The 21,656-nt window shown below is 68.9% G+C and carries 23 protein-coding genes and 1 tRNA gene; 13 read left to right on the top strand and 11 right to left on the bottom strand.

The annotated features are described in order from the left end of the window. Positions 1-6 precede the first annotated feature (6 nt). The 3 genes from OG936_RS15570 to OG936_RS15580 all read left to right on the top strand — a co-directional run bounded on the left by OG936_RS15570 (position 7) and on the right by OG936_RS15580 (position 1,988). Complete coding sequence (locus OG936_RS15570) at positions 7-540, top strand: phage holin family protein (RefSeq protein WP_406495370.1); 534 nt, start codon at positions 7-9, stop codon at positions 538-540. Continuing rightward, the gene (locus OG936_RS15575; RefSeq protein WP_406495372.1) at positions 537-1,679 is read left to right on the top strand and encodes an alpha/beta fold hydrolase; all 1,143 of its coding nucleotides are present in this window, start codon (positions 537-539) and stop codon (positions 1,677-1,679) included. Before OG936_RS15570 ends, OG936_RS15575 begins: the two co-directional genes overlap by 4 nt. A 105-nt stretch (positions 1,680-1,784) precedes the next feature. Then, positions 1,785-1,988 carry a hypothetical protein gene (locus OG936_RS15580; RefSeq protein WP_266747039.1) on the top strand — a complete coding sequence of 68 codons (204 nt, stop codon included), beginning with the start codon at positions 1,785-1,787 and terminating at the stop codon, positions 1,986-1,988. Positions 1,989-2,185: 197 nt separating this feature from the next. Here OG936_RS15580 and OG936_RS15585 read toward each other — a convergent pair whose 3' ends face one another. From OG936_RS15585 to nth, 3 genes are all read right to left on the bottom strand, one after another. Further along, a complete protein-coding gene (locus OG936_RS15585) occupies positions 2,186-3,391 on the bottom strand; it encodes a MarP family serine protease (protein ID WP_266747040.1) in 1,206 nt (401 codons plus the stop codon). A gap of 88 nt (positions 3,392-3,479) precedes the next feature. After that, on the bottom strand, positions 3,480-4,364 hold the full coding sequence (locus tag OG936_RS15590) for an NUDIX hydrolase (protein ID WP_406495374.1): 885 nt from the start codon (positions 4,362-4,364) through the stop codon (positions 3,480-3,482). A gap of 63 nt (positions 4,365-4,427) precedes the next feature. Next, complete coding sequence (gene nth / locus OG936_RS15595) at positions 4,428-5,273, bottom strand: endonuclease III (RefSeq protein ID WP_406500467.1); 846 nt, start codon at positions 5,271-5,273, stop codon at positions 4,428-4,430. A 347-nt stretch (positions 5,274-5,620) separates the two neighbouring features. Here nth and OG936_RS15600 point away from each other — a divergent pair, with 347 nt between their 5' ends. Next, positions 5,621-6,295: a Crp/Fnr family transcriptional regulator gene (locus OG936_RS15600; RefSeq protein WP_123460131.1), complete on the top strand. Its 675-nt coding sequence runs from the start codon at positions 5,621-5,623 to the stop codon at positions 6,293-6,295. Between the two features lie 135 nt (positions 6,296-6,430). Here OG936_RS15600 and OG936_RS15605 read toward each other — a convergent pair whose 3' ends face one another. From OG936_RS15605 to OG936_RS15620, 4 genes are all read right to left on the bottom strand, one after another. After that, entirely contained in the window at positions 6,431-7,261 is an 831-nt protein-coding gene (locus OG936_RS15605; RefSeq protein WP_406495375.1) for an MBL fold metallo-hydrolase, read from the bottom strand. After that, positions 7,258-8,202: an NUDIX hydrolase gene (locus OG936_RS15610; RefSeq protein WP_406495376.1), complete on the bottom strand. Its 945-nt coding sequence runs from the start codon at positions 8,200-8,202 to the stop codon at positions 7,258-7,260. The genes OG936_RS15605 and OG936_RS15610 overlap by 4 nt, the downstream gene beginning before the upstream one ends. Positions 8,203-8,444: 242 nt before the next feature. Further along, complete coding sequence (locus OG936_RS15615) at positions 8,445-8,915, bottom strand: RidA family protein (protein WP_406495378.1); 471 nt, start codon at positions 8,913-8,915, stop codon at positions 8,445-8,447. Then, positions 8,915-9,073, bottom strand: coding sequence for a DUF4177 domain-containing protein (locus tag OG936_RS15620; protein WP_003967454.1), 159 nt, complete (start codon positions 9,071-9,073; stop codon positions 8,915-8,917). The genes OG936_RS15615 and OG936_RS15620 overlap by 1 nt, the downstream gene beginning before the upstream one ends. Positions 9,074-9,144: 71 nt before the next feature. Here OG936_RS15620 and OG936_RS15625 point away from each other — a divergent pair, with 71 nt between their 5' ends. Beyond that, entirely contained in the window at positions 9,145-10,137 is a 993-nt protein-coding gene (locus tag OG936_RS15625; RefSeq protein WP_406495380.1) for an ArsA family ATPase, read from the top strand. Further along, a complete protein-coding gene (locus tag OG936_RS15630) occupies positions 10,134-11,621 on the top strand; it encodes an ArsA-related P-loop ATPase (RefSeq protein ID WP_406495381.1) in 1,488 nt (495 codons plus the stop codon). The genes OG936_RS15625 and OG936_RS15630 overlap by 4 nt, the downstream gene beginning before the upstream one ends. Before the next feature lie 14 nt (positions 11,622-11,635). On the opposite strand, the gene OG936_RS15635 is transcribed toward OG936_RS15630, so the two are convergent. After that, positions 11,636-11,983, bottom strand: a complete 348-nt coding sequence (locus OG936_RS15635) for a WhiB family transcriptional regulator (RefSeq protein WP_283855809.1) — start codon at positions 11,981-11,983, stop codon at positions 11,636-11,638. A gap of 386 nt (positions 11,984-12,369) precedes the next feature. On the opposite strand from OG936_RS15635, the gene OG936_RS15640 reads away from it, so the two are divergent. Beyond that, complete coding sequence (locus tag OG936_RS15640) at positions 12,370-14,610, top strand: transglycosylase domain-containing protein (RefSeq protein WP_406495383.1); 2,241 nt, start codon at positions 12,370-12,372, stop codon at positions 14,608-14,610. A 128-nt stretch (positions 14,611-14,738) separates the two neighbouring features. Here the strand turns inward: OG936_RS15640 and OG936_RS15645 are convergent, their stop codons facing one another. Further along, entirely contained in the window at positions 14,739-15,203 is a 465-nt protein-coding gene (locus tag OG936_RS15645; RefSeq protein WP_383757326.1) for a GatB/YqeY domain-containing protein, read from the bottom strand. Between the two features lie 79 nt (positions 15,204-15,282). Here OG936_RS15645 and OG936_RS15650 point away from each other — a divergent pair, with 79 nt between their 5' ends. Both OG936_RS15650 and OG936_RS15655 read left to right on the top strand, forming a co-directional pair. Next, entirely contained in the window at positions 15,283-16,221 is a 939-nt protein-coding gene (locus OG936_RS15650) for a metallophosphoesterase (RefSeq protein WP_406495385.1), read from the top strand. Positions 16,222-16,322: 101 nt separating this feature from the next. Then, positions 16,323-16,396: transfer RNA gene (locus OG936_RS15655), tRNA-Pro, on the top strand. An 81-nt stretch (positions 16,397-16,477) separates the two neighbouring features. On the opposite strand, the gene OG936_RS15660 is transcribed toward OG936_RS15655, so the two are convergent. Next, a complete protein-coding gene (locus OG936_RS15660; RefSeq protein WP_406495387.1) occupies positions 16,478-16,762 on the bottom strand; it encodes a tyrosine-type recombinase/integrase in 285 nt (94 codons plus the stop codon). Positions 16,763-17,419: 657 nt separating this feature from the next. Between OG936_RS15660 and OG936_RS15665 the strand changes: the two genes are divergently transcribed. Both OG936_RS15665 and OG936_RS15670 read left to right on the top strand, forming a co-directional pair. After that, on the top strand, positions 17,420-18,466 hold the full coding sequence (locus tag OG936_RS15665) for a sporulation protein (protein ID WP_406495388.1): 1,047 nt from the start codon (positions 17,420-17,422) through the stop codon (positions 18,464-18,466). Between the two features lie 2 nt (positions 18,467-18,468). Continuing rightward, positions 18,469-18,702: a twin-arginine translocase TatA/TatE family subunit gene (locus OG936_RS15670; RefSeq protein WP_406495390.1), complete on the top strand. Its 234-nt coding sequence runs from the start codon at positions 18,469-18,471 to the stop codon at positions 18,700-18,702. Positions 18,703-18,834: 132 nt separating this feature from the next. Here OG936_RS15670 and OG936_RS15675 read toward each other — a convergent pair whose 3' ends face one another. Next, the gene (locus OG936_RS15675) at positions 18,835-19,338 is read right to left on the bottom strand and encodes an FBP domain-containing protein (RefSeq protein WP_383757340.1); all 504 of its coding nucleotides are present in this window, start codon (positions 19,336-19,338) and stop codon (positions 18,835-18,837) included. A gap of 335 nt (positions 19,339-19,673) precedes the next feature. Here OG936_RS15675 and OG936_RS15680 point away from each other — a divergent pair, with 335 nt between their 5' ends. Next, positions 19,674-19,844: a hypothetical protein gene (locus OG936_RS15680; RefSeq protein WP_406495392.1), complete on the top strand. Its 171-nt coding sequence runs from the start codon at positions 19,674-19,676 to the stop codon at positions 19,842-19,844. Positions 19,845-20,696: 852 nt separating this feature from the next. Continuing rightward, complete coding sequence (locus OG936_RS15685) at positions 20,697-21,503, top strand: SGNH/GDSL hydrolase family protein (protein ID WP_406495394.1); 807 nt, start codon at positions 20,697-20,699, stop codon at positions 21,501-21,503. Positions 21,504-21,656 lie beyond the last annotated feature (153 nt).

Here is a 21,656-nt window from a genome sequence, read left to right on the forward strand (position 1 = left end):
TCAGGGATGAGCGACCCCGGCAGCAATGCGGGCAGCACCGACCGCAGTCTCGGACAGTTGGTCGCCGCGGCGACGGCCGAGATGTCCGCACTGGTGCACGACGAGATCGCCCTGGCCAAGGCCGAAGTGCGGCAGGACGTCAAGCGCGGCGTCACCGGGAGTGCGGCGTTCGTCATCGCGGGCGTGCTGGTTCTGTTCGCGATCCCGGTGCTGAGTTTCGCGGCGGCGTACGGAATCCACAACTTGGGACTCGGCCTCGCGTGGTCGTTCCTGATCGTGGGCGCGGCCTTCATCGTGCTCGGGGTGTTGCTCGCGCTGTTCGCCGTCGCCAAGTTCAAGAAGGTGAAACCGCCGGAGAAGTCCATCGCCTCGGCCAAGCAGACGGCGGCCGTGCTGCAGGGCGTCAAGCCGCACCCGCGGCCCGCCGTCACGGTGGGAACGAGCCGTCCGGCGGTCGTGGGCAGCACGCTGGCGGACAAGGCTCTGGAGAAATCTCCGGTCCAGGACAAGGCGTCCGCTGTGGCACGCTCGTCCACATGACGGTCCCCGATTCCAGCGCATCCGCCCCAGAAGGCCCGGAAGGCTCAGTTGGCCCGGAAGATCAGGTAAGCGAAGTACGTCAGGTGGGTCAGGCAAGCCAGGTGAGCCAGGTAGGCCCGGGCGATCTCAGCGCGCCCCGGTCACACGGTTCGTCCGACCCGGCAGGTGTGGCGGGCCGGGCGGGTGCGGCCGGTCCGTCGGCCCCGATGGGCGCGGCCGGTGCCGGTGGGCCGGTGCGGATCGACGGGCCGTGGACCCACCGGGACGTGGCGGCCAACGGCGCCCGCTTCCACATCGCCGAGCTCGGCGAGGGGCCGCTGGTGCTGCTGCTGCACGGCTTTCCGCAGTTCTGGTGGACCTGGCGCCATCAGCTCACCGCACTCGCCGACGCCGGTTTCCGCGCCGTGGCGATGGACCTCCGCGGCGTCGGCGGCAGCGACCGTACGCCCCGGGGTTACGACCCCGCCAACCTGGCACTCGATATCACCGGCGTCATCCGTTCGCTCGGCGAACCGGACGCAGCGCTGGTCGGCCACGACATGGGCGGCTACCTCGCCTGGACGGCCGCGGTGATGCGGCCGAAGCTGGTGCGCCGCCTCGTTGTCTCCTCGATGCCGCATCCACGCCGCTGGCGCTCGTCGATGCTCTCCGACTTCGCGCAGTCCCGGGCGGGCTCGTACGTCTGGGGCTTCCAGCGTCCGTGGGTGCCGGAGCGTCAGCTCGTCGCGGACGACGCGGCGTTGGTGGGCCGGCTGATCCACGACTGGTCGGGCGCCCGGACCCCGGAGTTCCCCGACGACGCGGCGATCGACGTCTACCGCCGCGCGATGTGCATTCCGTCGACGGCGCACTGCTCGATCGAGCCGTACCGCTGGATGGTCCGCTCCCTGGCCCGTCCGGACGGAATCCAGTTCAACCGGAGGATGAAGCGGCCGGTGCGGGTGCCCACACTGCACCTGCACGGTTCACTCGATCCGGCGATCCGCACGCGGAGCGCGGCGGGGTCCGGCGAGTACGTCGAAGCGCCGTACCGTTGGCGACTTTTCGACGGCCTGGGACACTTCCCGCACGAGGAGGATCCGGCCGGCTTCTCGGCCGAACTCATCAACTGGCTCAAGGATCCTGAGCCCGACCGGTAGCCGTGCGGCACAGTTGTCCGACGAACAGCCAATTGCCTGGCGCATAAGCCAATTGGCTGGCGGATGGGTGGTTACCGACCATGAGGCACGGGCAGACGTCGGGGTATGGGCTGGACGCACGACTTCGGTGACGCAGCACGCAACCGCCGCTCGACCGCCACGGCGGGTCCGAGCACTCATGAGGGGGGCGGCCCCCAGGGCCGGGTGCAAGATATGCATGTTCTGCATGATCCCCGGCTCGGTATCCCGCGCATTCTGCGCCGTCGGGCCCGCTGGGTCTCGGCGCGATTGCGCCATCCACGCGGATGAGATCCGCCCCGGCCGACCGGTGAGCGTTCACCGGCCGGGCGGGAATTCCACCGCTCTTCCCCGGCTGGCACCGGTCTGTCCGCGTGGATCGTCGGCGCACACCCCGTACGCCGTCTGAAGCGACCCCACCGAGCAGGTGGGGTCGCTCGGTGCAACCGTGCGCGCCCGGTGGAGTTGCTCGATCCGCCCGCGCGCGCCTAGAGCGCGCACGCCTGACTGTCGACCTGCTGGTTGGCGGAGCGGCCGTGCGCGATGTCCTGGCGGATCTCGTCGGCCGTCAGCGCGTACCCGGTATCCGGGTCGTCGCGCGACTTCGCGAAGACGACCCCGTACACCTTGCCGTCGGGGGTCAGCAGCGGCCCGCCCGAGTTGCCCTGACGAACCGTCGCGAAGAGCGAGTACACATCGCGGCGGACGGTGCCCCGGTGATAGATGTCCGGGCCGTCGGCGTCGATACGGCCCCGGACGCGCGCGGCGCGTACGTCGTACGAACCGTTCTCCGGGAAACCCGCGACGATGGCGCTGTTCCCGGTCCGGGCGTCGTGATCGGTGTCGGTGAACTTCAGCGGCTTCGCGTCGAGGTCCGGGACGTCGAGGACGGCGATGTCGCGCTGCCAGTCGTAGAGGACGACCTTCGCGTCGTACAGCCGTCCCTGGCCGCCGATCTGGACGGTCGGCTCGTCGACACCGCCGACGACATGGGCGTTGGTCATCACCCGGCGGTCGGAGAAGACGAAGCCGGTGCCTTCGAGGACCTTGCCGCAGCTCGGGGCCGTACCGACGACCTTGACGATGGACTCCTTGGCGCGGGCCGCGACGGGGCTGCCGACCAGCGCCGGGTCCGGGGCCCTGACCTCGGTGATCGGCTCGTCGGCGAAGGGGCTGAAGACCTGCGGGAAGCCGTTCTGCGCGAGGACCGAGGAGAAGTCCGTGAACCAGGTGGAGGCCTGGGTGGGCATCACGCGGGAGATGCCGAGCAGGACCGAGGAGCTGCGGACCTCCTTGCCCAGCGTCGGCAGTGAGGTACCGGCCAGTGCCGAGCCGATCAACCACGCGACCAGCAGCATCGCGACCACGTTGACCAGGGCGCCGCCGGTGGCATCGAGGGCGCGTGCGGGCGACCACGTGATGTACCTGCGGAGCTTGTTTCCCAGGTGGGTGGTGAATGCCTGCCCCACCGAGGCGCAGACGATCACGATGATGACGGCGACGACGGCTGCCGTCGATGAGACCTCGGAACCGTTCGTCAGCTGGTCCCACAGGACCGGCAGCAGATAGACGGCGACGAGACCGCCGCCCAGGAACCCGATCACCGACAGGATGCCGACGACGAACCCCTGGCGATAGCCGATGACCGCGAACCACACGGCGCCGGCCAGCAGCAGGATGTCCAGCACGTTCACCGTCTATAGCCTCGCAGATTCGTCACCGGGCCCGGGCCTTCGGCTGGGTCCGGGCGCGGCCGGACAGCACAGCACGGGAGTCAGCCTGTCATGCGCGCCAGTCGAGCGGCACCTGCTTAGCTGTGTCCCACGGGCGCTCCCAGCCCGCGAAGTGCAGGATCCGGTCGATCACTCCGGCCGTGAAACCCCAGACCAGGGCGGATTCGACCAGAAATGCCGGGCCTCGGTGGCCGCTCGGATGGACCGTGGTCGCGCGGTTGGCCGGATCCGTGAGATCCGCCACGGGAACGGTGAAGACCCGGGCGGTCTCACCCGGATCGACGACCCCGACCGGGCTCGGCGACCGCCACCAGCCGAGAACCGGTGTCACGACGAAGCCGCTCACGGGGATGTAGAGCCGGGGCAGCACGGCGAAGAGCTGGACCCCGCGCGGATCGAGGCCGGTCTCCTCCTGCGCTTCCCGCAGAGCGGCCCTGAGCGGCCCTGTGGTCGCCTGGTCGCCGTCTTCCGGGTCCAGGGCGCCACCGGGGAAGGACGGCTGCCCAGCGTGGGAACGCAGGCTTCCGGATCGCTCCATGAGGAGTAGTTCAGGGCCGCGCTCGCCCTCCCCGAACAGTACGAGTACGGCGGACTGCCGCCCGGCGCCGCTCTCGGGTGGCAGAAAGCGGCTGAGCTGATCCGGCTCGATGGTCTGCGCGGCGCGGGCCACGGGCATGAGCCAGTCGGGCAGGCCTTCGGCCGTGACGGTGATGGCGCCGCCGTGCCCGGAGCCTGCCGGGGCAGTGGCCGCTGCTGCGGGGCTGACGGACGCGGGGCCCACCGTCGTGCGGTGGACCGGCACGGAATGCACCACCACGGTTGCGGCTGCCGTTTCCACGATCTGCTCGTCCACGATCGGCTCGGCCGCAACCTGTTCGTTCGTGTTCTGCCCGTGGGTGTTCTCTTGGTGCGTGCTCTGTTCGTGCGTCTTCATAGGCACCCCTCGTCTCACAACGCCTGTCGTCACGCATTTCGTTCCGGAGCGAACGCCCGTGCGTCAATCGGCTCCGAGGGCCGGCGCGGGCTTGCCCGGGAAGCCCGGCGGCGGACTCAGCCGCTGACCGGGCTGACCGCCCATCTCGTACTTCAGAAGCTTTCTGGCTTTCTCCGGGTCCGTCTCGCCCTCCCCGTAGGCCGGGCAGAGCGGGGCGATCGGGCAGGCCCCGCAGGCGGGCTTGCGGGCATGGCAGATGCGGCGGCCGTGGAAGATCACACGGTGGGAGAGCATCGTCCACTCGCTCTTGGGGAAGATCGCGCCGATCTCGGCCTCGATCTTCTCCGGGGTCTCCTGTTCCGTCCACTTCCAGCGGCGGACCAGGCGCGCGAAATGGGTGTCGACGGTGATGCCCGGTACGCCGAAGGCATTCCCGAGCACGACGTTGGCGGTCTTGCGGCCGACCCCCGGCAACGTGACGAGATCGGTGAGACGGCCCGGTACCTCACCACCGAAATTGTCCCTGATCGCCATGGAGAGGCCTATCAGCGACTTCGTCTTGGCCCGGAAGAAGCCGGTCGGTCGGATGAGCTCTTCCAGTTCCTCCGGAACGGCCGCCGCCATGTCCTCGGGGGTGGGATAGGCGGCGAAGAGCGCGGGAGTGGTCTGATTGACTCTCAGGTCGGTGGTCTGAGCGGAGAGGACCGTGGCGACGAGAAGCTCGAAGGGGTTCCTGAAGTCCAGCTCGGGGTGGGCGTACGGGTACAGCTCGGCAAGCTCACGGTTGATCCTGCGGGCACGGCGGACCATCGCCAGATGCGATTCCGGTTTCGGTTTCGCACCGGCTTTCACTCCGGGCTTCGCGGACTCAGCCGACTTGGCGGGCTTCACGGACGTCGCGGGCTTCACCGGCTTCACGGACTTCGCTCCGCCCTTCGGAGCTTGCCCGACCAGGGGTCGTTTTGTCGCTTTTTTCGGGCGACTCGCGCCCTGTTCGCCCACAGCGGAATCACGGCCTTCCGGCACCCCATCAGCCCCCTTGGCCTGCGCTCTCACCGGCGATTTGGACACCCGGCCAGCCTAGAGCCACACACTGACATCCGCCCCGGTCACCGCGCATCCGCCCCCGATCGGCCCCCCTGCCGCACGGTTCGGCACGCCCGTGCGTCAAACTGGTTTGTGATTGATCGCACTGTTTTACCGTCCGGCATGATGGGGACCACGGTTCCCTGAACAGGCCGACAAGGAGAGAACTCGTGGACGACGTTCTGCGGCGCGCCCCGCTTTTCGCGGCGCTCGATGATGAGCAGGCCGCGGAGCTCCGCGCCTCGATGAGTGAGGTGACCCTCGCACGCGGCGACGCGCTCTTCCACGAGGGCGACCCGGGCGACCGCCTCTATGTGGTCACCGAGGGCAAGGTGAAGCTCCACCGCACCTCACCGGACGGGCGCGAGAACATGCTGGCGGTCCTCGGCCCCGGCGAGCTGATCGGTGAGCTGTCGCTCTTCGACCCGGGCCCGCGCACCGCGACCGCGACCGCGCTGACCGAGGTCAAGCTTCTCGGTCTCGGTCACGGCGACCTCCAGCCCTGGCTGAACGTCCGCCCCGAGGTGGCCACGGCCCTGCTGCGCGCCGTCGCCCGCCGGCTGCGCAAGACCAACGACCAGATGTCCGACCTGGTCTTCTCGGACGTACCGGGCCGTGTCGCCCGCGCCCTCCTCGACCTGTCGCGCCGCTTCGGCGTCCAGTCGGAGGAAGGTATCCATGTCGTCCACGACCTGACTCAGGAAGAGCTGGCCCAGCTGGTCGGCGCCTCCCGCGAGACGGTCAACAAGGCGCTTGCCGACTTCGCCGGACGCGGCTGGCTGCGTCTGGAGGCGCGCGCCGTGATCCTGCTGGACGTGGAGCGCCTGGCGAAGCGGTCCCGCTAGCCGGCCGTCCGATCCGCCGACGGGACGGGGCGCCGGACCGGACGCCGTCTCCGTACGCGAGTACACAAGGCCCGACTGCGCGGCCCTGCTACGCGGTCCCGCCGCGCGGCAGGGCCTTGCGCGTATCCGTCCGACCTAGATCAGGCCGTGCTCGCCCAAATACTCCAACTGCGCCAGCACCGAGAGTTCCGCCGCGGGCCACAGGGACCGGTCCACGTCCACGTACACCTGCGCCACCACCTCCGACGCCGTCCGGTACCCCGCCTCGACCGCCGTCTCCACCTGGGCCAGCCGGTGCGCGCGGTGCGCGAGGTAGAACTCGACCGCGCCCTGCGCGTCATCCAGCACCGGGCCGTGTCCCGGCAGGACCGTGTGCACGCCGTCGTCGACGGACAGCGAGCGCAGCCTGCGCAGCGAGTCCAGGTAATCGCCGAGCCGCCCGTCCGGATGCGCGACGACCGTCGTGCCGCGTCCGAGGATCGTGTCCCCCGTCAGCACCGCCCGGTCGGCCGGCAGGTGGAAGGAGAGCGAGTCCGCGGTGTGCCCCGGGGTCGGCACGACACGCAGCTCCAGACCCCCGGTGGTGATCACGTCGCCCGCGGTCAGCCCCTCGTCGCCGAGCCGCAGCACGGGGTCCAGGGCGCGCACCTTCGTACGGGTCAGCTCCCCGAAGCGTGCCGCGCCCTCCGCGTGGTCGGGATGCCCGTGGGTGAGCAGGGTGAGCGCGATCCGGCGGCCCGCCCGCCCCGCGGTGTCGATGACGGCCCGCAGATGTATGTCGTCCAGCGGCCCCGGATCGATGACGACCGCGAGGTCGGAGTCGGGCTCGGCGACGATCCAGGTGTTGGTGCCGTCCAGCGTCATCGGCGAGGCGTTGGGGGCCAGGACGTTGACGGTACGGGTGGTGGCGGGCCCGCACAGAACTCCGCCGCGTGGCTGTCCGGGCAGCGCTTGCGCGTCGCTCATCCCGCTTCACCTCCCACACCACCGGCACCACCGGCACCACCGGCACCACCCGCACCACCCGCACCAGCAGGGCCGCTCGGGATGTGCTTGGTGAACTCGTCGTGCCCCGGCCAGCTCAGCACCAACTCGTCACCCTCCAGCCGCGCCTGTGCGAGTACGGGGGTGAGGTCCTGGGAATCCGCCGCCTTCAGGGCCTCGGCGGCTGTCCCGTACGGCCTGAGCGCCCGTAGCGTCGACACGGTCGGCGGCATCATCAGCAGCTCGCCCCGGTCGTAGCCGTCGGCCGCCTCGCCGGGCCCGATCCACACCGTACGGTCGGCCTCCGTGGAGGCGTTGCGGGTGCGCTGGCCCTCGGGGAGCGCGGCGACGAAGAACCACGTGTCGTAGCGGCGCGGCTCGAACTCGGGGGTGATCCAGCGCGCCCAGGCGCCCAGCAGATCGGAGCGCAGCACCAGACCTCGCCGGTCCAGGAACTCCGCGAAGGACAGCTCGCGCCCGACCAGTGCCTCGCGATCGGCCTCCCAGTCGGCGCCGGTGGTGTCGCTGACGACCGTGTCGGCGGTCGGGCCGGCGAGGAGAACGCCCGCCTCCTCGTACGTCTCACGGACCGCCGCGCAGACGATGGCCTGGGCCTCGGCCGGTGTATCGACGCCGAGCCGTGCGGCCCAGCTCCCCAGCGCGGGTCCGGCCCAGCCGACGAGCCGGTCGTCGTCACGCGGGTCGACTCCGCCACCCGGATAGGCGTACGCGCCGCCGGCAAAGGCCATGGAGGCGCGGCGGCGCAGCATATGGACCGCGGGGCCGCCCTCGGTTCCCGTGGCAGGGTCCCGGAGCAGCATCACGGTGGCGGCCCGCCTCGGGGTCGCGGCCGTCAGCTCGCCCGCGGCGAGTGCCCGGATCCGGTCGGGCCATTCCGGTGGGTACCACTGACCATTGGACATGGCCGGAGGCTATCCGGAAACCGCGCCGATGTTCGAGAGACATGTTGATCCGTGCATGCCCCCGCACACACATGATCCCGTCCGGTCGCCACGACCGGACGGGATCAGAGAATCGGGCGGCGGACGGCAAGCACACTCGACGGCACCGCCCTGCCGGACCGGCAGGGCGGTGCGGCTCAAGCCCCACCGCCCCGGCGGGCCAACACCTCAAGCCCCACCGCCCTCAGCAGACGACCTGCTGCTCAGGTGTCGGCCAGCTCGACCTGGACCTCGACCTCCACCGGCGCGTCCAGCGGCAGCACCGCGACGCCCACAGCGCTGCGCGCGTGCACGCCCTTGTCGCCGAGGACCGCGCCCAGCAGCTCGCTGGCGCCGTTGATCACGGCGGGCTGCCCGGTGAAGTCGGATGCCGAGGCGACGAAGCCCACGACCTTCACGACCCGTGCGATCCGGTCCAGATCGCCCGCGACGGACTTCACCGCGGCCAGCGCGTTGAGCGCGCAGGTCTTCGCCAGTTCCTTGGCCTCCTCGGCCGTGACCTCCCCACCGACCTTGCCGGTGACCGCGAGCTTGCCGTCCACCATCGGCAGCTGGCCGGAGGTGTACACGTAAGCCCCCGACCGCACGGCCGGCTGGTACGAGGCCAGCGGCGGTACGACGTCCGGCAGCGTCAGCCCGAGCTCGGCGAGCTTCGCCTCGACGGCGCCCGCCACTACGCCTTCTCCCGCTTCAGGTAGGCCACGAGCTGCTCGGGGTTGTTCGGGCCGGGAACGACCTGGACCAGCTCCCAGCCGTCCTCGCCCCAGGTGTCCAGAATCTGCTTGGTCGCGTGCACGAGAAGGGGCACGGTCGCGTATTCCCACTTGGTCATGGCCCGACTGTAATACCTGGCACGCACAGCCTCGTGCGTAGCCCGCGGCCCGACTGGTTAGGCTCGAATACGTGAGCAGGTTCCAGGTCGTCAGCGGCAAGGGTGGTACCGGTAAGACCACGGTCGCCGCCGCACTCGCGCTCGCCCTCGCGACCGAGGGCAGGCGCACCCTCCTCGTGGAGGTCGAGGGCAGGCAGGGCATCGCCCAGCTCTTCGAGACGCAGTCCCTTCCGTACGAGGAGCGCAAGATCGCCGTCGCACCGGGCGGCGGCGAGGTGTACGCCCTCGCGATCGACGCCGAACGCGCCCTTCTCGACTACCTCCAGATGTTCTACAAGCTCGGCAGCGCGGGCCGCGCCCTCAAGAAGCTCGGCGCGATCGACTTCGCCACCACGATCGCGCCCGGTGTACGGGACGTGCTGCTGACCGGCAAGGCCTGCGAAGCCGTACGCCGCAAGGACAAGCAGAACCGGTACGTCTACGACTATGTGATCATGGACGCCCCGCCCACCGGACGCATCACCCGCTTCCTCAATGTGAATGACGAGGTGGCGGGGCTGGCCCGGATCGGCCCGATACACAATCAGGCGCAGGCCGTGATGCGGGTGCTGAAGTCCCCCGAGACCGCGGTCCATCTGGTGACGCTCCTGGAGGAGATGCCGGTCCAGGAGACCGCGGACGGCATCGCTGAGCTGCAGGCGGCCGAACTGCCGGTCGGCCGGGTCATCGTGAACATGGTGCGCCCGCATCTACTGGACGAGGACGCGCTGCGCACCGCCGCCGGCGGCCGCCGCAAGGAGATCGCCAAGGCGCTGACCCGGGCGGGCGTGACCGACTCCGCGGGGCTCGTGCGTCCCCTTGTCGAGCAGGCCGCCGAGCATGCCCAGCGGGTCGAGCTGGAGCGCGAACAGCGTGCGGTGCTCGCGGACCTGGAGCTGCCGGGGTACGAACTCCCGCTGCTCGGCGAGGGCATGGACCCGGCCGGGCTGTACGACCTGGCGACCGAACTACGCAAGCAGGGCGTGGGCAACGGGGAGGGACAGGGACAAGGGGTGGGCACATGAGACGGGACGCGGACACGGCCGAAGTCACCGCCACGGACACGCACGAGGCCGCGCCCGCAGCCACGGACACGGCCACCGCAGCCGACCCCGCACCCGTACCCGTACCCGCACCCACGCTGGACACCGACGCGCTGCTCGACGACCCCGGTATCCGGATCGTCGTGTGCTGCGGTTCGGGCGGAGTCGGCAAGACCACGACCGCCGCGGCGCTGGGCGTACGGGCGGCCGAGCGCGGTCGTAAGGTCGTCGTCCTGACCATCGACCCGGCCCGCAGGCTCGCCCAGTCCATGGGTATCGACTCGCTGGACAACATCCCGCGCCAGGTGCCGGGCATCACGGGCGACGGCGCCGGGGAACTGCACGCGATGATGCTCGACATGAAGCGGACCTTCGACGAGATCGTCGAAGCACACGCGGACGGCGAGCGGGCCCGCGCGATCCTGGAGAACCCCTTCTACCAGTCCCTGTCGGCCGGTTTCGCGGGCACGCAGGAGTACATGGCGATGGAGAAGCTCGGCCAGCTGCGCGCGCGCAACGAGTGGGACCTGATCATCGTGGACACCCCGCCGTCGCGTTCCGCACTGGACTTCTTGGACGCGCCGAAGCGGCTCGGTTCGTTCCTGGACGGAAAGTTCATCAAACTGCTGATGGCCCCGGCGAAGATGGGCGGCCGGGCGGGGATGAAGTTCCTCAACGTGGGCATGTCGATGATGACCGGCACCCTCGGCAAGCTGCTCGGCGGTCAATTCCTGCGCGACGTACAGACTTTCGTGGCGGCGATGGACACCATGTTCGGCGGCTTCCGTACCCGGGCCGATGCCACGTACAAACTTCTACAGGCACCCGGTACGGCGTTCCTCGTCGTCGCGACACCGGAGCGGGACGCGCTGCGCGAAGCTGCGTACTTCGTGGAACGGCTGGCCGCGGAGGAGATGCCGCTGGCCGGTCTGGTGCTCAACCGCGTCCATGACAGCGGCGCCGCCCGGCTCTCCGCCGAGCGCGCCCTGGCAGCCGCAGAAAATCTTGACGGGGTCGGCATTGTGGATCAGCCGTCAGGGAAGGCTGGACTTGGTGACCCGGCCGAGTGGTCGGTCGCGCCTCCCGAAACCGATGGCACCCCGAGTACCGCCCCCGCAGCCCTTCCTGATCATTCCGAGCACGAGCACAAGGACACCGAAGACCGCGAACCAGACCCGGATACTGGCCCGGACACAGAGCAGGGATCAGACCCAGCAGAAGACCCGGTAGAAGATCCCGAGGCCGCTTCCGTCGAGCAGCTGACCGCAGGCCTGTTGCGACTGCACGCGGAACGAATGCAGGTAGTCGCGCGCGAAAAGCGCACACGCGACCGCTTCACCGCGCTGCATCCCGAGGTAGCCGTGACCGAAGTGGCCGCGCTGCCCGGTGACGTACATGACCTCGCGGGGCTTCGGGCCATCGGGGACCGGCTCGCGACCGGTTCCGCCTCGGCCGGAACTGCGTAGCCGCCCGTTCGCCGCTATCCCACCGCGGCATACCTCTCATGCAGTTCGTCGTCCAGTCCGATCGCCACGGGCAGGATGCCCGCGGACTGCTCGTACTCGCTGCGCGCGGTCTCCAGCAGCCGGCGCCACGACGTGACGGTGGGCCGCCTGCGCAGCAGTGCGCGGCGCTCCCGCTCCGTCATTCCGCCCCACACGCCGAATTCGACGCGATTGTCCAGCGCATCGGCCAGGCACTCGGTCCGCACCGGACATCCGGTGCACACCGCCTTGGCCCTGTTCTGCGCTGCCCCTTGTACGAACAGTTCATCCGGATCGGTAGTGCGGCAGGCTGCCTGCGCACTCCAGTCGGTTACCCAGCCCATCACGGCGCCGTCCTCTCCCGAATCGAGGCTCCCCCACGGCGGTAGCGGCATATTCACCGCTGCCAGTTGAGGACGTTACGGAAGGCGGCGACAGCACAACACCCCCTTCGGGCCCAATCTTGGATGGCCCGAACGGACTATGCGTATGCGGCAGATCACCCAGGGGAGTGAGGTGAGGACATACGGGAGTATCCCCACGGAATCGGGACAGTTCTCCCGGATCACAACGGACGTTCACTGACACAGGAGGCGAATTCGGGACCGCCTGAACTCATGGCCGGATTGTGCGCGGGGGTTGCTACAAAACGGGACTGCTGTGACAGTTGAGAGCAGCTTAGGCCAAGGCATATACGTGTGTCCGGCGAATGAGAACGTAGGCTGCCCCCATGCCAAAGAAGCGCTCGGGCGGGGGTCTCACGACGACCCAGCAGGCCGCCAAGTTCCTCGGTGTCGCCACACTTTCCGGAGTTGTGCTCGCGGGCATCGCACTGCCGGCCGCCGGAGCACTGGGTCTTGCCACCAAGGGAACGGTCGAGGGGTTCGACGAGATCCCGGCCAATCTCCAGACTCCGCCGCTGAGCCAGCGCACCACGATCCTGGACAGCAAAGGAGGAATGATCGCCTCGGTGTATTCGCGCGACCGCACGGTGGTCGAGCTGAAGGACATCTCGCCGTACATGCAGAAGGCGATCGTCGCGATCGAGGACGCCCGCTTCTACAAGCACGGGGCCGTCGACCTCAAGGGCATCCTGCGCGCGCTGAACCGCAATGTGCAGTCGGGCGGAACCGCGCAGGGTGCGTCGACGCTCACGCAGCAGTACGTGAAGAACGTCTTCGTCGAGGAGGCCGGTGACGACCCGGACAAGGTCGCCCAGGCCACCCAGCAGACCCTGGGCCGCAAGATCCAGGAGCTGAAGTACGCGATCCAGGTCGAGGAGAAGCTCGGCAAGAAGCGGATCCTGACGAATTACCTGAACATCACGTTCTTCGGGCAGCAGGCGTACGGCGTCGAGGCCGCCTCCCAGCGCTACTTCTCCAAGTCGGCGAAGGACCTGACGCTGGAGGACGCCGCGCTGCTGGCCGGCATCGTGCAGTCGCCGAGCCGCTACGACCCGGTCAACGACCCGGCGGAGGCGACCAAGCGCCGCAACACCGTGCTCCAGAGAATGGCCGACGTCGGCGACGTCACGCAGGCCGAGGCCGACAAGGCGAAGGCGACCCCGATCAAGCTGAAGGTGAAGAAGCCGAAGAACGGCTGCATCACCGCCGTCAGCGGCGCGGGCTTCTTCTGTGACTACGTACGCAACGTCTTCCTCACCGATCCGGCCTTCGGCAAGACCAAGGAGGACCGGGCCAAGATCTGGAACCGGGGCGGTCTGACGATACGGACGACGCTCGACCCGCAGTCCCAGCAGTCGGTGCAGGCCTCGATCAAGAGCCATGTCTACAAGTCGGACAAGGTCGCGACGGCCGTGACGCTGGTCCAGCCGGGTACGGGCAAGATCATGGGCATGGGCCAGTCCAAGCCGTACGGCTTCGGGCCCAACGAGACCCAGTACAACTACTCGGTCGACAAGGACATGGGCGGCTCGAACTTCGGCTTCCCGACCGGTTCCACGTTCAAGCCGTTCGTAGCGGCCGCCGCCATAGCGCAGGGGAAGCCCGCCACCCAGGTCTACTCGTCGCCGTACGAGATGCCCTATCCGTCGGTGCAGACCTGCGACAAGCCGTACGTGAACCTGGACGGCGCGCGGGTGCCGAACGAGGACGAGTCGGAGCATGGTCCTTACGCACTGAAGGAGGCGATGGCCAAGTCGGTCAACACCTACTTCATCCAGATGGTGCAGGACATCGGCCTCTGCCCCGTGACACAGTTGACCGACAAGCTCGGCGTGGTCCAGGGCAATGGTGAAAAGCTCCCCCAGTCCCCCGCCATCGCACTCGGCTCGAAGGGGCTCTCTCCGCTGACGATGGCCAGTGCGTACGCCGCTTTCGCCAACCGCGGCACGTACTGCACGCCGGTCGCCATCGAGTCGGTCAGGACCGCGGACGGCACCTCGCTCCCCGTACCGAAGACCAGCTGCTCACAGGCGATGTCGCAGACGACGGCCGACACCATCAACACCCTGCTGCGCGGCGTGGTCGACTCCGGTACCGGTCAGCAGGCGGGCCTCACCAGCCGCGACAACGCGGGCAAGACCGGTACGACCGACTTCCGCAAGAACGCCTGGTTCGTCGGCTACACGCCGAACATGTCCGGCGCGGTCTGGGTCGGCAGTCCGACCCAGACAGTCGAAATGGTGAACATCACCATCGGCGGCGTCTACCAGGCCAAGGTGTACGGCGGACAGGTCCCCGGACCGATTTGGCGTGACGCGATGACAGGCGCCCTCGATGGAGTGACCGCCCCCTCCTTCAATACCGTCGACATCCCCGATCCGCAGCCGGAAAAGGACGACGAGGGGGACAGGGGCAGGCCGGGCCCCGGCGGCGCCAAACCCGGCAAGCCCGGCAAGAAGCCCGGCGACAAGAACCCGTTCCCCGGCATCAGCATCCCGCCGAACATGATCGGCGGGAACACGGGCGGCCACCGCGGCCAGACCAACGGCGGCATGCAGGGCCCCTGACCCGTACGGCTCACGCACATGAAGGTGGGGCGCCCGGACCGAGATCCTTCCCGGTCCGGGCGCCCCACCTTCGTACGGCCTCTTCCGTATGCCGTTTTCCGTACGTCCTCTTTGTACGTAGCCCGGTCTCAGCCCGCCAGGAGCTTCTTCACCGCGGCGGCCACCCGGCCGCCGTCCGCGCGCCCCGCGACCTTCGGGTTCACGATCTTCATGACGGCGCCCATCGCCCGCGGCCCCTCGGCCCCCGCGGCCTTGGCCTCCTCGACGGCGGACGTCACGATCGCGCCCAGCTCGGCGTCGCTCAACTGCTTCGGCAGGTACGCGTCGAGGATCTCGCCCTCCGCCTTCTCACGCTCGGCCTGCTCGGTCCGGCCGCCCTGGGCGAAGGCCTCGGCCGCCTCGCGGCGCTTCTTCGCTTCCTTGGCGATCACCTTCTGCACCTCGTCGTCGGAGAGTTCGCGCGCCGTCTTGCCGCTGACCTCCTCCTTCGTGATGGCAGTGAGGGTCAGTCGGAGCGTGGACGAGGTCAGCTCGTCACGCGCCTTCATGGCCGTGGTGAGGTCTTCCTTGAGCTTGGACTTGAGCGTGGTCATGTGCTGATTGTGGCAGGTACGAGGCGCCCGTCGCCCTCCGGTTTTCTCCCCGCCGCATGGTGTCTGCGACGATGGGCACATGCGCGCACGCTACGGAGTACCCCTGAAAGTCACGGCAGTCGGCGCAGCGGTCGGCGCAGCCGGCCTCGCCTACGCCGCCGGATTCGAGGCCCGCTCGTTCCGCCTGCGGCGGGTGGCCATCCCCGTACTCCCGCACGGGGCTCGCCCGTTGCGCGTACTCCAGGTCTCCGACATCCACATGGTGAGCGGCCAGCGCAAGAAGCGCGCCTGGCTGCAGTCACTGGCCGGCCTTCGTCCGGACTTCGTCGTGAACACCGGCGACAACCTCTCCGACCCCGAGGCCGTACCCGAGCTGCTCGACGCACTCGGTCCGCTGATGAAGTTCCCGGGCGTCTACGTCTTCGGCTCGAACGACTACTACGGTCCCAAGCTCCGCAACCCCGCCCGCTACCTCTTCGAAAAGGTCCAGGGCAAGCACGGCCTCAACGGGAACGCCCCCGCGGTCGGCGTCGTCCACAACCCGTGGGAGCCGATGCGAGACGCCTTCGACGAGGCGGGCTGGCTGGGCCTGTCCAATACCCGCGGCAGCCTCAAGATCGACGGACTGGAGATCGCGTTCACCGGCCTGGACGACCCGCACATCAAGCGCGACCGCTACGCGGAGGTGCCGGGCGGCCCCGAGACGGGCGCCGACCTCTCCATCGGCGTGGTCCACGCCCCCTACCTGCGCTCCCTCGACGCCTTCACGATGGACGGCTACCCCCTGATCCTGGCCGGTCACACCCATGGCGGCCAGCTCTGCATCCCCTTCTACGGGGCCCTGGTCACCAACTGCGACCTGGACACGGACCGGGTCAAGGGCCTCTCCACCCACTCGGTCGACGATCACCGCGCCTACCTCCACGTCTCCGCAGGCTGTGGCACCAACCGCTACACCCCGGTCCGCTTCGCCTGCCCGCCCGAGGCGACTCTGCTGACCCTGACACCCCGGGACTGAGCGCCCACGGCCCCCTCGCCCTCAGCTGCACATAGACCGGATTTCGTCTGCGGGCGCGGGTGGGCTAAAGTAATCGATGTCGCCGGGACACCGGTGACGATCGGGGTGTAGCGCAGCTTGGCAGCGCGCTTCGTTCGGGACGAAGAGGTCGTGGGTTCAAATCCCGCCACCCCGACAGCTGAAATAGCAGGTCAGAGGGCACGTACTGAATTTAGTACGTGCCCTCTGTCGTACTCGGGGGGCCAAAGGCTTTTCATCACGCCTTGCCGTGCGGGCGTCTGGCCCCGAAGTCGAAGATCTCGTCCATCGCCTCTGCGCCCTGCGTGATCACGGGTCGCAACTGTTTGCGGTAGACCGCCTCAGTTGTTGCCTGGCTGCTGTGCCCCACGAGCATCGCGAACCGCTCCAGCGGGATGCCGTGATCCGAGAGCAGTGACACGAAGCTGTGCCGGAGCTCCCGGGGTGTCCATTCGGGCTCAAGGCCTGCCTTCTTCACGATGGCCCGGAAGTCACGGCGTACGTTGGCGGCGTCGAGGGGCACGCCACTTCCGGTGGCGAAGACGCGACCCGCGAGGCTCCACACGATCCCGTGAGCCGCTCGCTCCCGCTTCTGCCGGCGCAGGTGCTATTCGAGGACTTCCACCACCTGCTTCGACAGGGCGATCGTCCGCCGGCTCTTCCGCGTCTTGGTTTCCCCGTGCCGTCGAACGGAACGCCAGACCGCGACGTGGGGCGGAACGTCGTTCTCAGTCGCGAGGTACACGTGATCCCAGGTGAGGGGGCGAGCCCCCTCCGTGCGGACACCCGCTCGGGAGCGAGAGCACGAGGTACGCGTACAGCCGCGAGCCGCGTGCGGCGAATAGGACCGCCTTGGCCTGCTCCACGTTCAGGGCCTTGCTCGCGTGCCCGAACGCGAGAAGAAAGCTCGGTTGATCCTGATCGGCGGAGAGGGCGGTAGCCCCCTGCCGACATCGTAAAGGCACGGCAAAACACGCTCGTCAAGCGCGTATCGCGACCGGTTGAGCGACACATTTCGGACGTTCCGGCCGCCGGGCCCCAGATGCACTGGACGGCGCCACAACGCCCCCTATGCTTCTACAGATCTGTAGAACGCGGAGTGCTCACGGCCGATGTTTCCGGCCCTCACCCGCGGCCTTCCCCTGCCTCAACGCACGCACATAAGGGAGTGGACGCCACGATGGTGTTCAAACGGCTGCTCGGCTCGCTCGGCGTGGGCGGTCCCATGGTGGACACGGTCCTCGCGCCGGGCGCGGTGCTGCCCGGCGGCGGGCTCTCGGGCGAGGTCCGCCTGACCGGCGGCGGCGCGGACTTCGACATTGAACACATCACCCTGGAACTGGTCGCCCGGGCGGAGGCCGAGCACGAGGACGGCGAAAGCCATGGCACGGTCGCCTTCGACCGGTACGTCGTCGGCGGCGGCTTCCGCCTCGCGGAGGGTGAACACCGCAGCGTCCCCTTCACCGTGAACCTGCCGTGGGAGACGCCGATCACCGAACTGCACGGACAGCAGCTGGGCATCGTCCTGGGCGTGCGCACCGAGCTGTCGGTGGCCGGCGCGAAGGACAAGGGCGACCTGGACACGCTCACCGTCGGCCCGCTGCCCGCGCAGGAAGCGGTCCTCGAAGCGTTCGGAGAGCTCGGCTTCGGCTTCAAGTCCGCCGACCTCGAATACGGCCGCGTCGGCGGCACCGGCCAGCGGCTCCCCTTCTACCAGGAGATCGAGCTGACTCCGGCGCCCCAGTACGCCCACGCGGTCGACGAGATCGAGGTGACCTTCCTCGCCACGCCCGGCGGCATGGAGGTGATCCTGGAGGCCGACAAGCGCGGCGGCCTCCTCTCCTCCGGTCACGACGCACTCACCCGCTTCACCGTCTCCCACGACGACGTCCCTCACCACAACTGGAAAGACCTGGTCGACGGCTGGGTCCGCGAACTGATCGGGCACCGCTCGTCGTACGGCTCCAACTCGTCGTACGGACAGGTCGGTTACAGCCACCATGGTGACGCTCATCACGGCGACCACGGCCACCACGGCCACCACGGCCACCACCAGGAGCATCACCACGACGGTCGCCGGTCCGGTCCCGGCTTGGGAACCGCCATCGCGGCGGGCGCGGCCGGACTCGCCGTCGGCGTGGTCGGCGGCATGGTCGCCGCTGAAGTCGTGGACGAGGTGGGGGACTTCTTCGAAGGGGACGACGAGGACGAGGGCGGCGAGGACTGACCATGTTCGGCATCAGCGAGATCGCGATCATCCTCATCGTCGTCATACTCGTCGTCGGCGCGAAGAAGCTGCCCGAACTCGCCCGCAGCGCGGGCAAGTCGGCCCGGATCCTCAAAGCCGAAGCGCGGGCCATGAAGAACAAGGACGCGGACAACACCACGGAACCGGCGCCCCGTGTCATTTCCGGCGAGACGCTCCCCCCGCGGAGCCCGGAGCAGGACACGCGCCCTCAGTGACGCGTGCTCTACGGGCGGAGTGTGCGGCTGCGCCCACAGCCGCGCACACCGCCCCGCACGCTCACAGAGAAACCAGTGCGCCGGTGCGCGGGTCGGCTTCTCCACGGACATGCGGGGTGCGCCCGTAGGGGTTCACCCCGCGGTGACCTTGGCCGCGAAGGCATCCAGGTTGTCCGCCATGCGCGCGAGGCGTTCGTCCAGGGTCAGGGACTCCTCGTACCGCGCGTAACGCAGCTTCGGCTGCCGCTTGCCGCGCAGATACAGGGGGCAGGCGAGGTCCCCGCAGATGTAGATGCCGACCGTGTTGCCCTCGCGGCCCCGGGCACCCGCCAAAGGGGCGGCGAGCAGGGAGACCCCGGAGGAGGCGTGGCCGGTCAGGCAGATCTGGCACATGCTGGACTTCACGGCGCTGGTGCGCCTCACGGAGGGTATCCGCAGAGAGACCCCCAACGGGCCCTGTGGCCGGGGCAGCACGAGATGCGCCCTCAGCGGCGCTCCCGGATCCACCCACCCCAGGAAGTCCAGGTCCTCCCAGGGCAGTTCTGCGAAGTCGAGCGGCAGCCGAAGCCGCGCCGCGTCGCCCTTGGTGCAGTTCACGAAGGATGAGCGGATCTGTTTCTCACTGAGCGGTTCCACGGGCGTCGACCCTACGTCTGCCCCGGCCTGCACGCATCTCAATATCCGACCCGGCCCGCACGCATCTCCGATGTCCGAACCGGTCCGCAGGTATCTCCGATGTCCGTTTGATCCGACGGGCAGCGCCTGCCGCCGCCCGGAGCTCCGCCACACTCGGTACGAATCTCATGACAGCCCGAGAGCACTCATGGCCACCTCGTGCGATACGAGCACGCGGGAGCGGGTCACGGCTTCTTCAACACCGACACGGAGCATCCGCCCGAAATGCACCCTTCGCACTCGCATGCGAATCTGAAGTTGCCCGTCGTCCGAGAACCGCTACAGGAGGCACGATCGTGGGCAAGAAGCAGAGTCGGCAGAACCGCGGTGCCCGCACCGGCGGCCATGAACGCAGCGCTGCTCCGGAGACGAAGGAACAGCCGCAGCGAACGGCCGGCCAGGACACGGTGCACGCGATCTCAGAACAGGTCTCCCATCGGAAGCAGCGAAGGTTCGGCCACAACTGATCCTGGGAGATCCACGACAACCGCCCTCTGCGGTGGCACCCGACACGGGTGCCACCGCAGAGGGCGGTTTCGTTTGAACCGGCCGTACGCGATGCATGGAGGAGCACGGGGTGCCCGACTTCTCGGGCACGGGCACCTTCTCCGGCACCGGCGGCCACTCCCAGGAATCCGCCTCGGACGCGACATCGGCGGGTGCCGAGCGAACCGCGCGCGTACGCCCCGGCCATCGGCATCCCGGAGGACGCGGCCACGGCCAAGGGCTGAGGTAGCGGGAGCCGCGGACGCCGTGGAGGGCGCGGGCGAACGGCCGGTGGCGGAAGCGGGCATGGCGGTGGGCGGCGCCGACCGGGAGGACCTGGCCCGGTCGATGGCCGAGCGGCCTCCGGCGACCGCCTGAACCTCGAGAGAGGCATCGCCGGACATCGGATGCGTGACACCCCCGGCACCCGATCCCCCGTCCTCAGAAACGGACTTCGGCCCCGCCACAAAGCCACGTGAATGCCACCGGCCGAGCACGTACGCAGGAAGCAGCGCCGGCGGGCATGCGGCCCTCCGGGCGCGCCGCACTTCCCGGACACCCCACGCCATCCGGAACCACCGGGCGCCCCCTCCCGGATGGCGCGACGGCCCCGAAGGTACGCGTATCCGGCAAGGCCGCACGAGCCTCCGTTCGCACCATTCGAGGTGCGTCCGGAGGTTTATCTACGCGCGGAGCTTCGATACCCAAACGATCATTCGGGCATATCAGACCAGTTCTTCTCCAGCTATTACCGGCGGGTACCAAGAGCTGCTAGAAACATGGCGCTCCATCAACCCCCCACCCACCCCCCACACTTCGGAGGGCTGACAGCCATGTCAGTACGGAGATTCTGGGCGTCCGCATCCACTCTGCTCCTCGCCGCCGTGGCCGCTCTGGGCGTCGCCCAGCCGGCCTCGGCAACCTCCTCGGCCGCCGCCGGCGGGTACGTCGCTCTCGGCGACTCGTACTCGTCCGGCGTCGGCGCGGGGAGCTATCTGTCCGACAGCGGCGACTGCCGCCGCAGCACCAACGCCTACCCCTATCTCTGGGCAGCTGCGAACTCACCTTCGTCCTTCGCCTTCGTCGCCTGCTCTGGCGCCACGACGAGTTCGGTGGCCGGCAGCCAGTTGGGCGCGCTGAACTCGTCCACCGGCCTGGTCAGCGTCACCGCCGGCGGCAACGACGTCGGCTTCGCCAATGTCATGCAGGACTGTGTGCTGTCCAGCGAGGCCACCTGCCTGAGCAGTGTCCGCTCGGCCGTTTCGCAGATGCAGAACTCGCTGCCGTCCGGCCTGGGTTCGCTCTACAGTGCCATCCGGTCGCGGGCTCCGCAGGCGCATGTCGTGGTGCTGGGCTACCCGCGCTTCTACAAGTTGAGCGGGACCTGCATCGCCGGGCTCACGGAGAACGAGCGGGCGGCCATAAACAATGCGTCCGATGTCCTGAACGGTGTCATCGCCAAGCAGGCGGCCAACGCCGGGTTCACGTTCTCCAGCGTGGTGGACGAGTTCACCGGGCACGAACTGTGTTCCGGTGACGCATGGCTCCACAGTGTGTCGATCCCGGTCTACAACTCGTATCACCCGAAGGTCGCCGGACAGTCGGGCGGCTACCTTCCGGCCTTCCGCTCGGCCGCGTAGGACGCGGACGAGGGAGGTAGGACCGGCGGTACGGACGTACAGAGGTACGGCCGGCGATACAGAGATGCGGCGGGCTGCCGGGAGCGGGTGCTTCCGGTAGTCCGCCGCAGGTCTGTTGCGGTTCAGGTTCGGTTCCCGTTCCCGTTCCGGTTC

This window comes from Streptomyces sp. NBC_00846 (assembly GCF_045207325.1).
GTDB lineage: Bacteria > Actinomycetota > Actinomycetes > Streptomycetales > Streptomycetaceae > Streptomyces.

Coding starts and splice junctions, on each gene's coding strand:
- OG936_RS15570 (WP_406495370.1), top strand. CDS start 7: ATGAGCGACCCCGGCAGCAATGCGGGCAGCACCGACCGCAGTCTCGGA.
- OG936_RS15575 (WP_406495372.1), top strand. CDS start 537: ATGACGGTCCCCGATTCCAGCGCATCCGCCCCAGAAGGCCCGGAAGGC.
- OG936_RS15580 (WP_266747039.1), top strand. CDS start 1,785: ATGGGCTGGACGCACGACTTCGGTGACGCAGCACGCAACCGCCGCTCG.
- OG936_RS15590 (WP_406495374.1), bottom strand. CDS start 4,364: ATGAAGACGCACGAACAGAGCACGCACCAAGAGAACACCCACGGGCAG.
- OG936_RS15605 (WP_406495375.1), bottom strand. CDS start 7,261: ATGAGCGACGCGCAAGCGCTGCCCGGACAGCCACGCGGCGGAGTTCTG.
- OG936_RS15610 (WP_406495376.1), bottom strand. CDS start 8,202: ATGTCCAATGGTCAGTGGTACCCACCGGAATGGCCCGACCGGATCCGG.
- OG936_RS15620 (WP_003967454.1), bottom strand. CDS start 9,073: ATGACCAAGTGGGAATACGCGACCGTGCCCCTTCTCGTGCACGCGACC.
- OG936_RS15630 (WP_406495381.1), top strand. CDS start 10,134: ATGAGACGGGACGCGGACACGGCCGAAGTCACCGCCACGGACACGCAC.
- OG936_RS15635 (WP_283855809.1), bottom strand. CDS start 11,983: ATGGGCTGGGTAACCGACTGGAGTGCGCAGGCAGCCTGCCGCACTACC.
- OG936_RS15640 (WP_406495383.1), top strand. CDS start 12,370: ATGCCAAAGAAGCGCTCGGGCGGGGGTCTCACGACGACCCAGCAGGCC.
- OG936_RS15645 (WP_383757326.1), bottom strand. CDS start 15,203: ATGACCACGCTCAAGTCCAAGCTCAAGGAAGACCTCACCACGGCCATG.
- OG936_RS15650 (WP_406495385.1), top strand. CDS start 15,283: ATGCGCGCACGCTACGGAGTACCCCTGAAAGTCACGGCAGTCGGCGCA.
- OG936_RS15665 (WP_406495388.1), top strand. CDS start 17,420: ATGGTGTTCAAACGGCTGCTCGGCTCGCTCGGCGTGGGCGGTCCCATG.
- OG936_RS15670 (WP_406495390.1), top strand. CDS start 18,469: ATGTTCGGCATCAGCGAGATCGCGATCATCCTCATCGTCGTCATACTC.
- OG936_RS15685 (WP_406495394.1), top strand. CDS start 20,697: ATGTCAGTACGGAGATTCTGGGCGTCCGCATCCACTCTGCTCCTCGCC.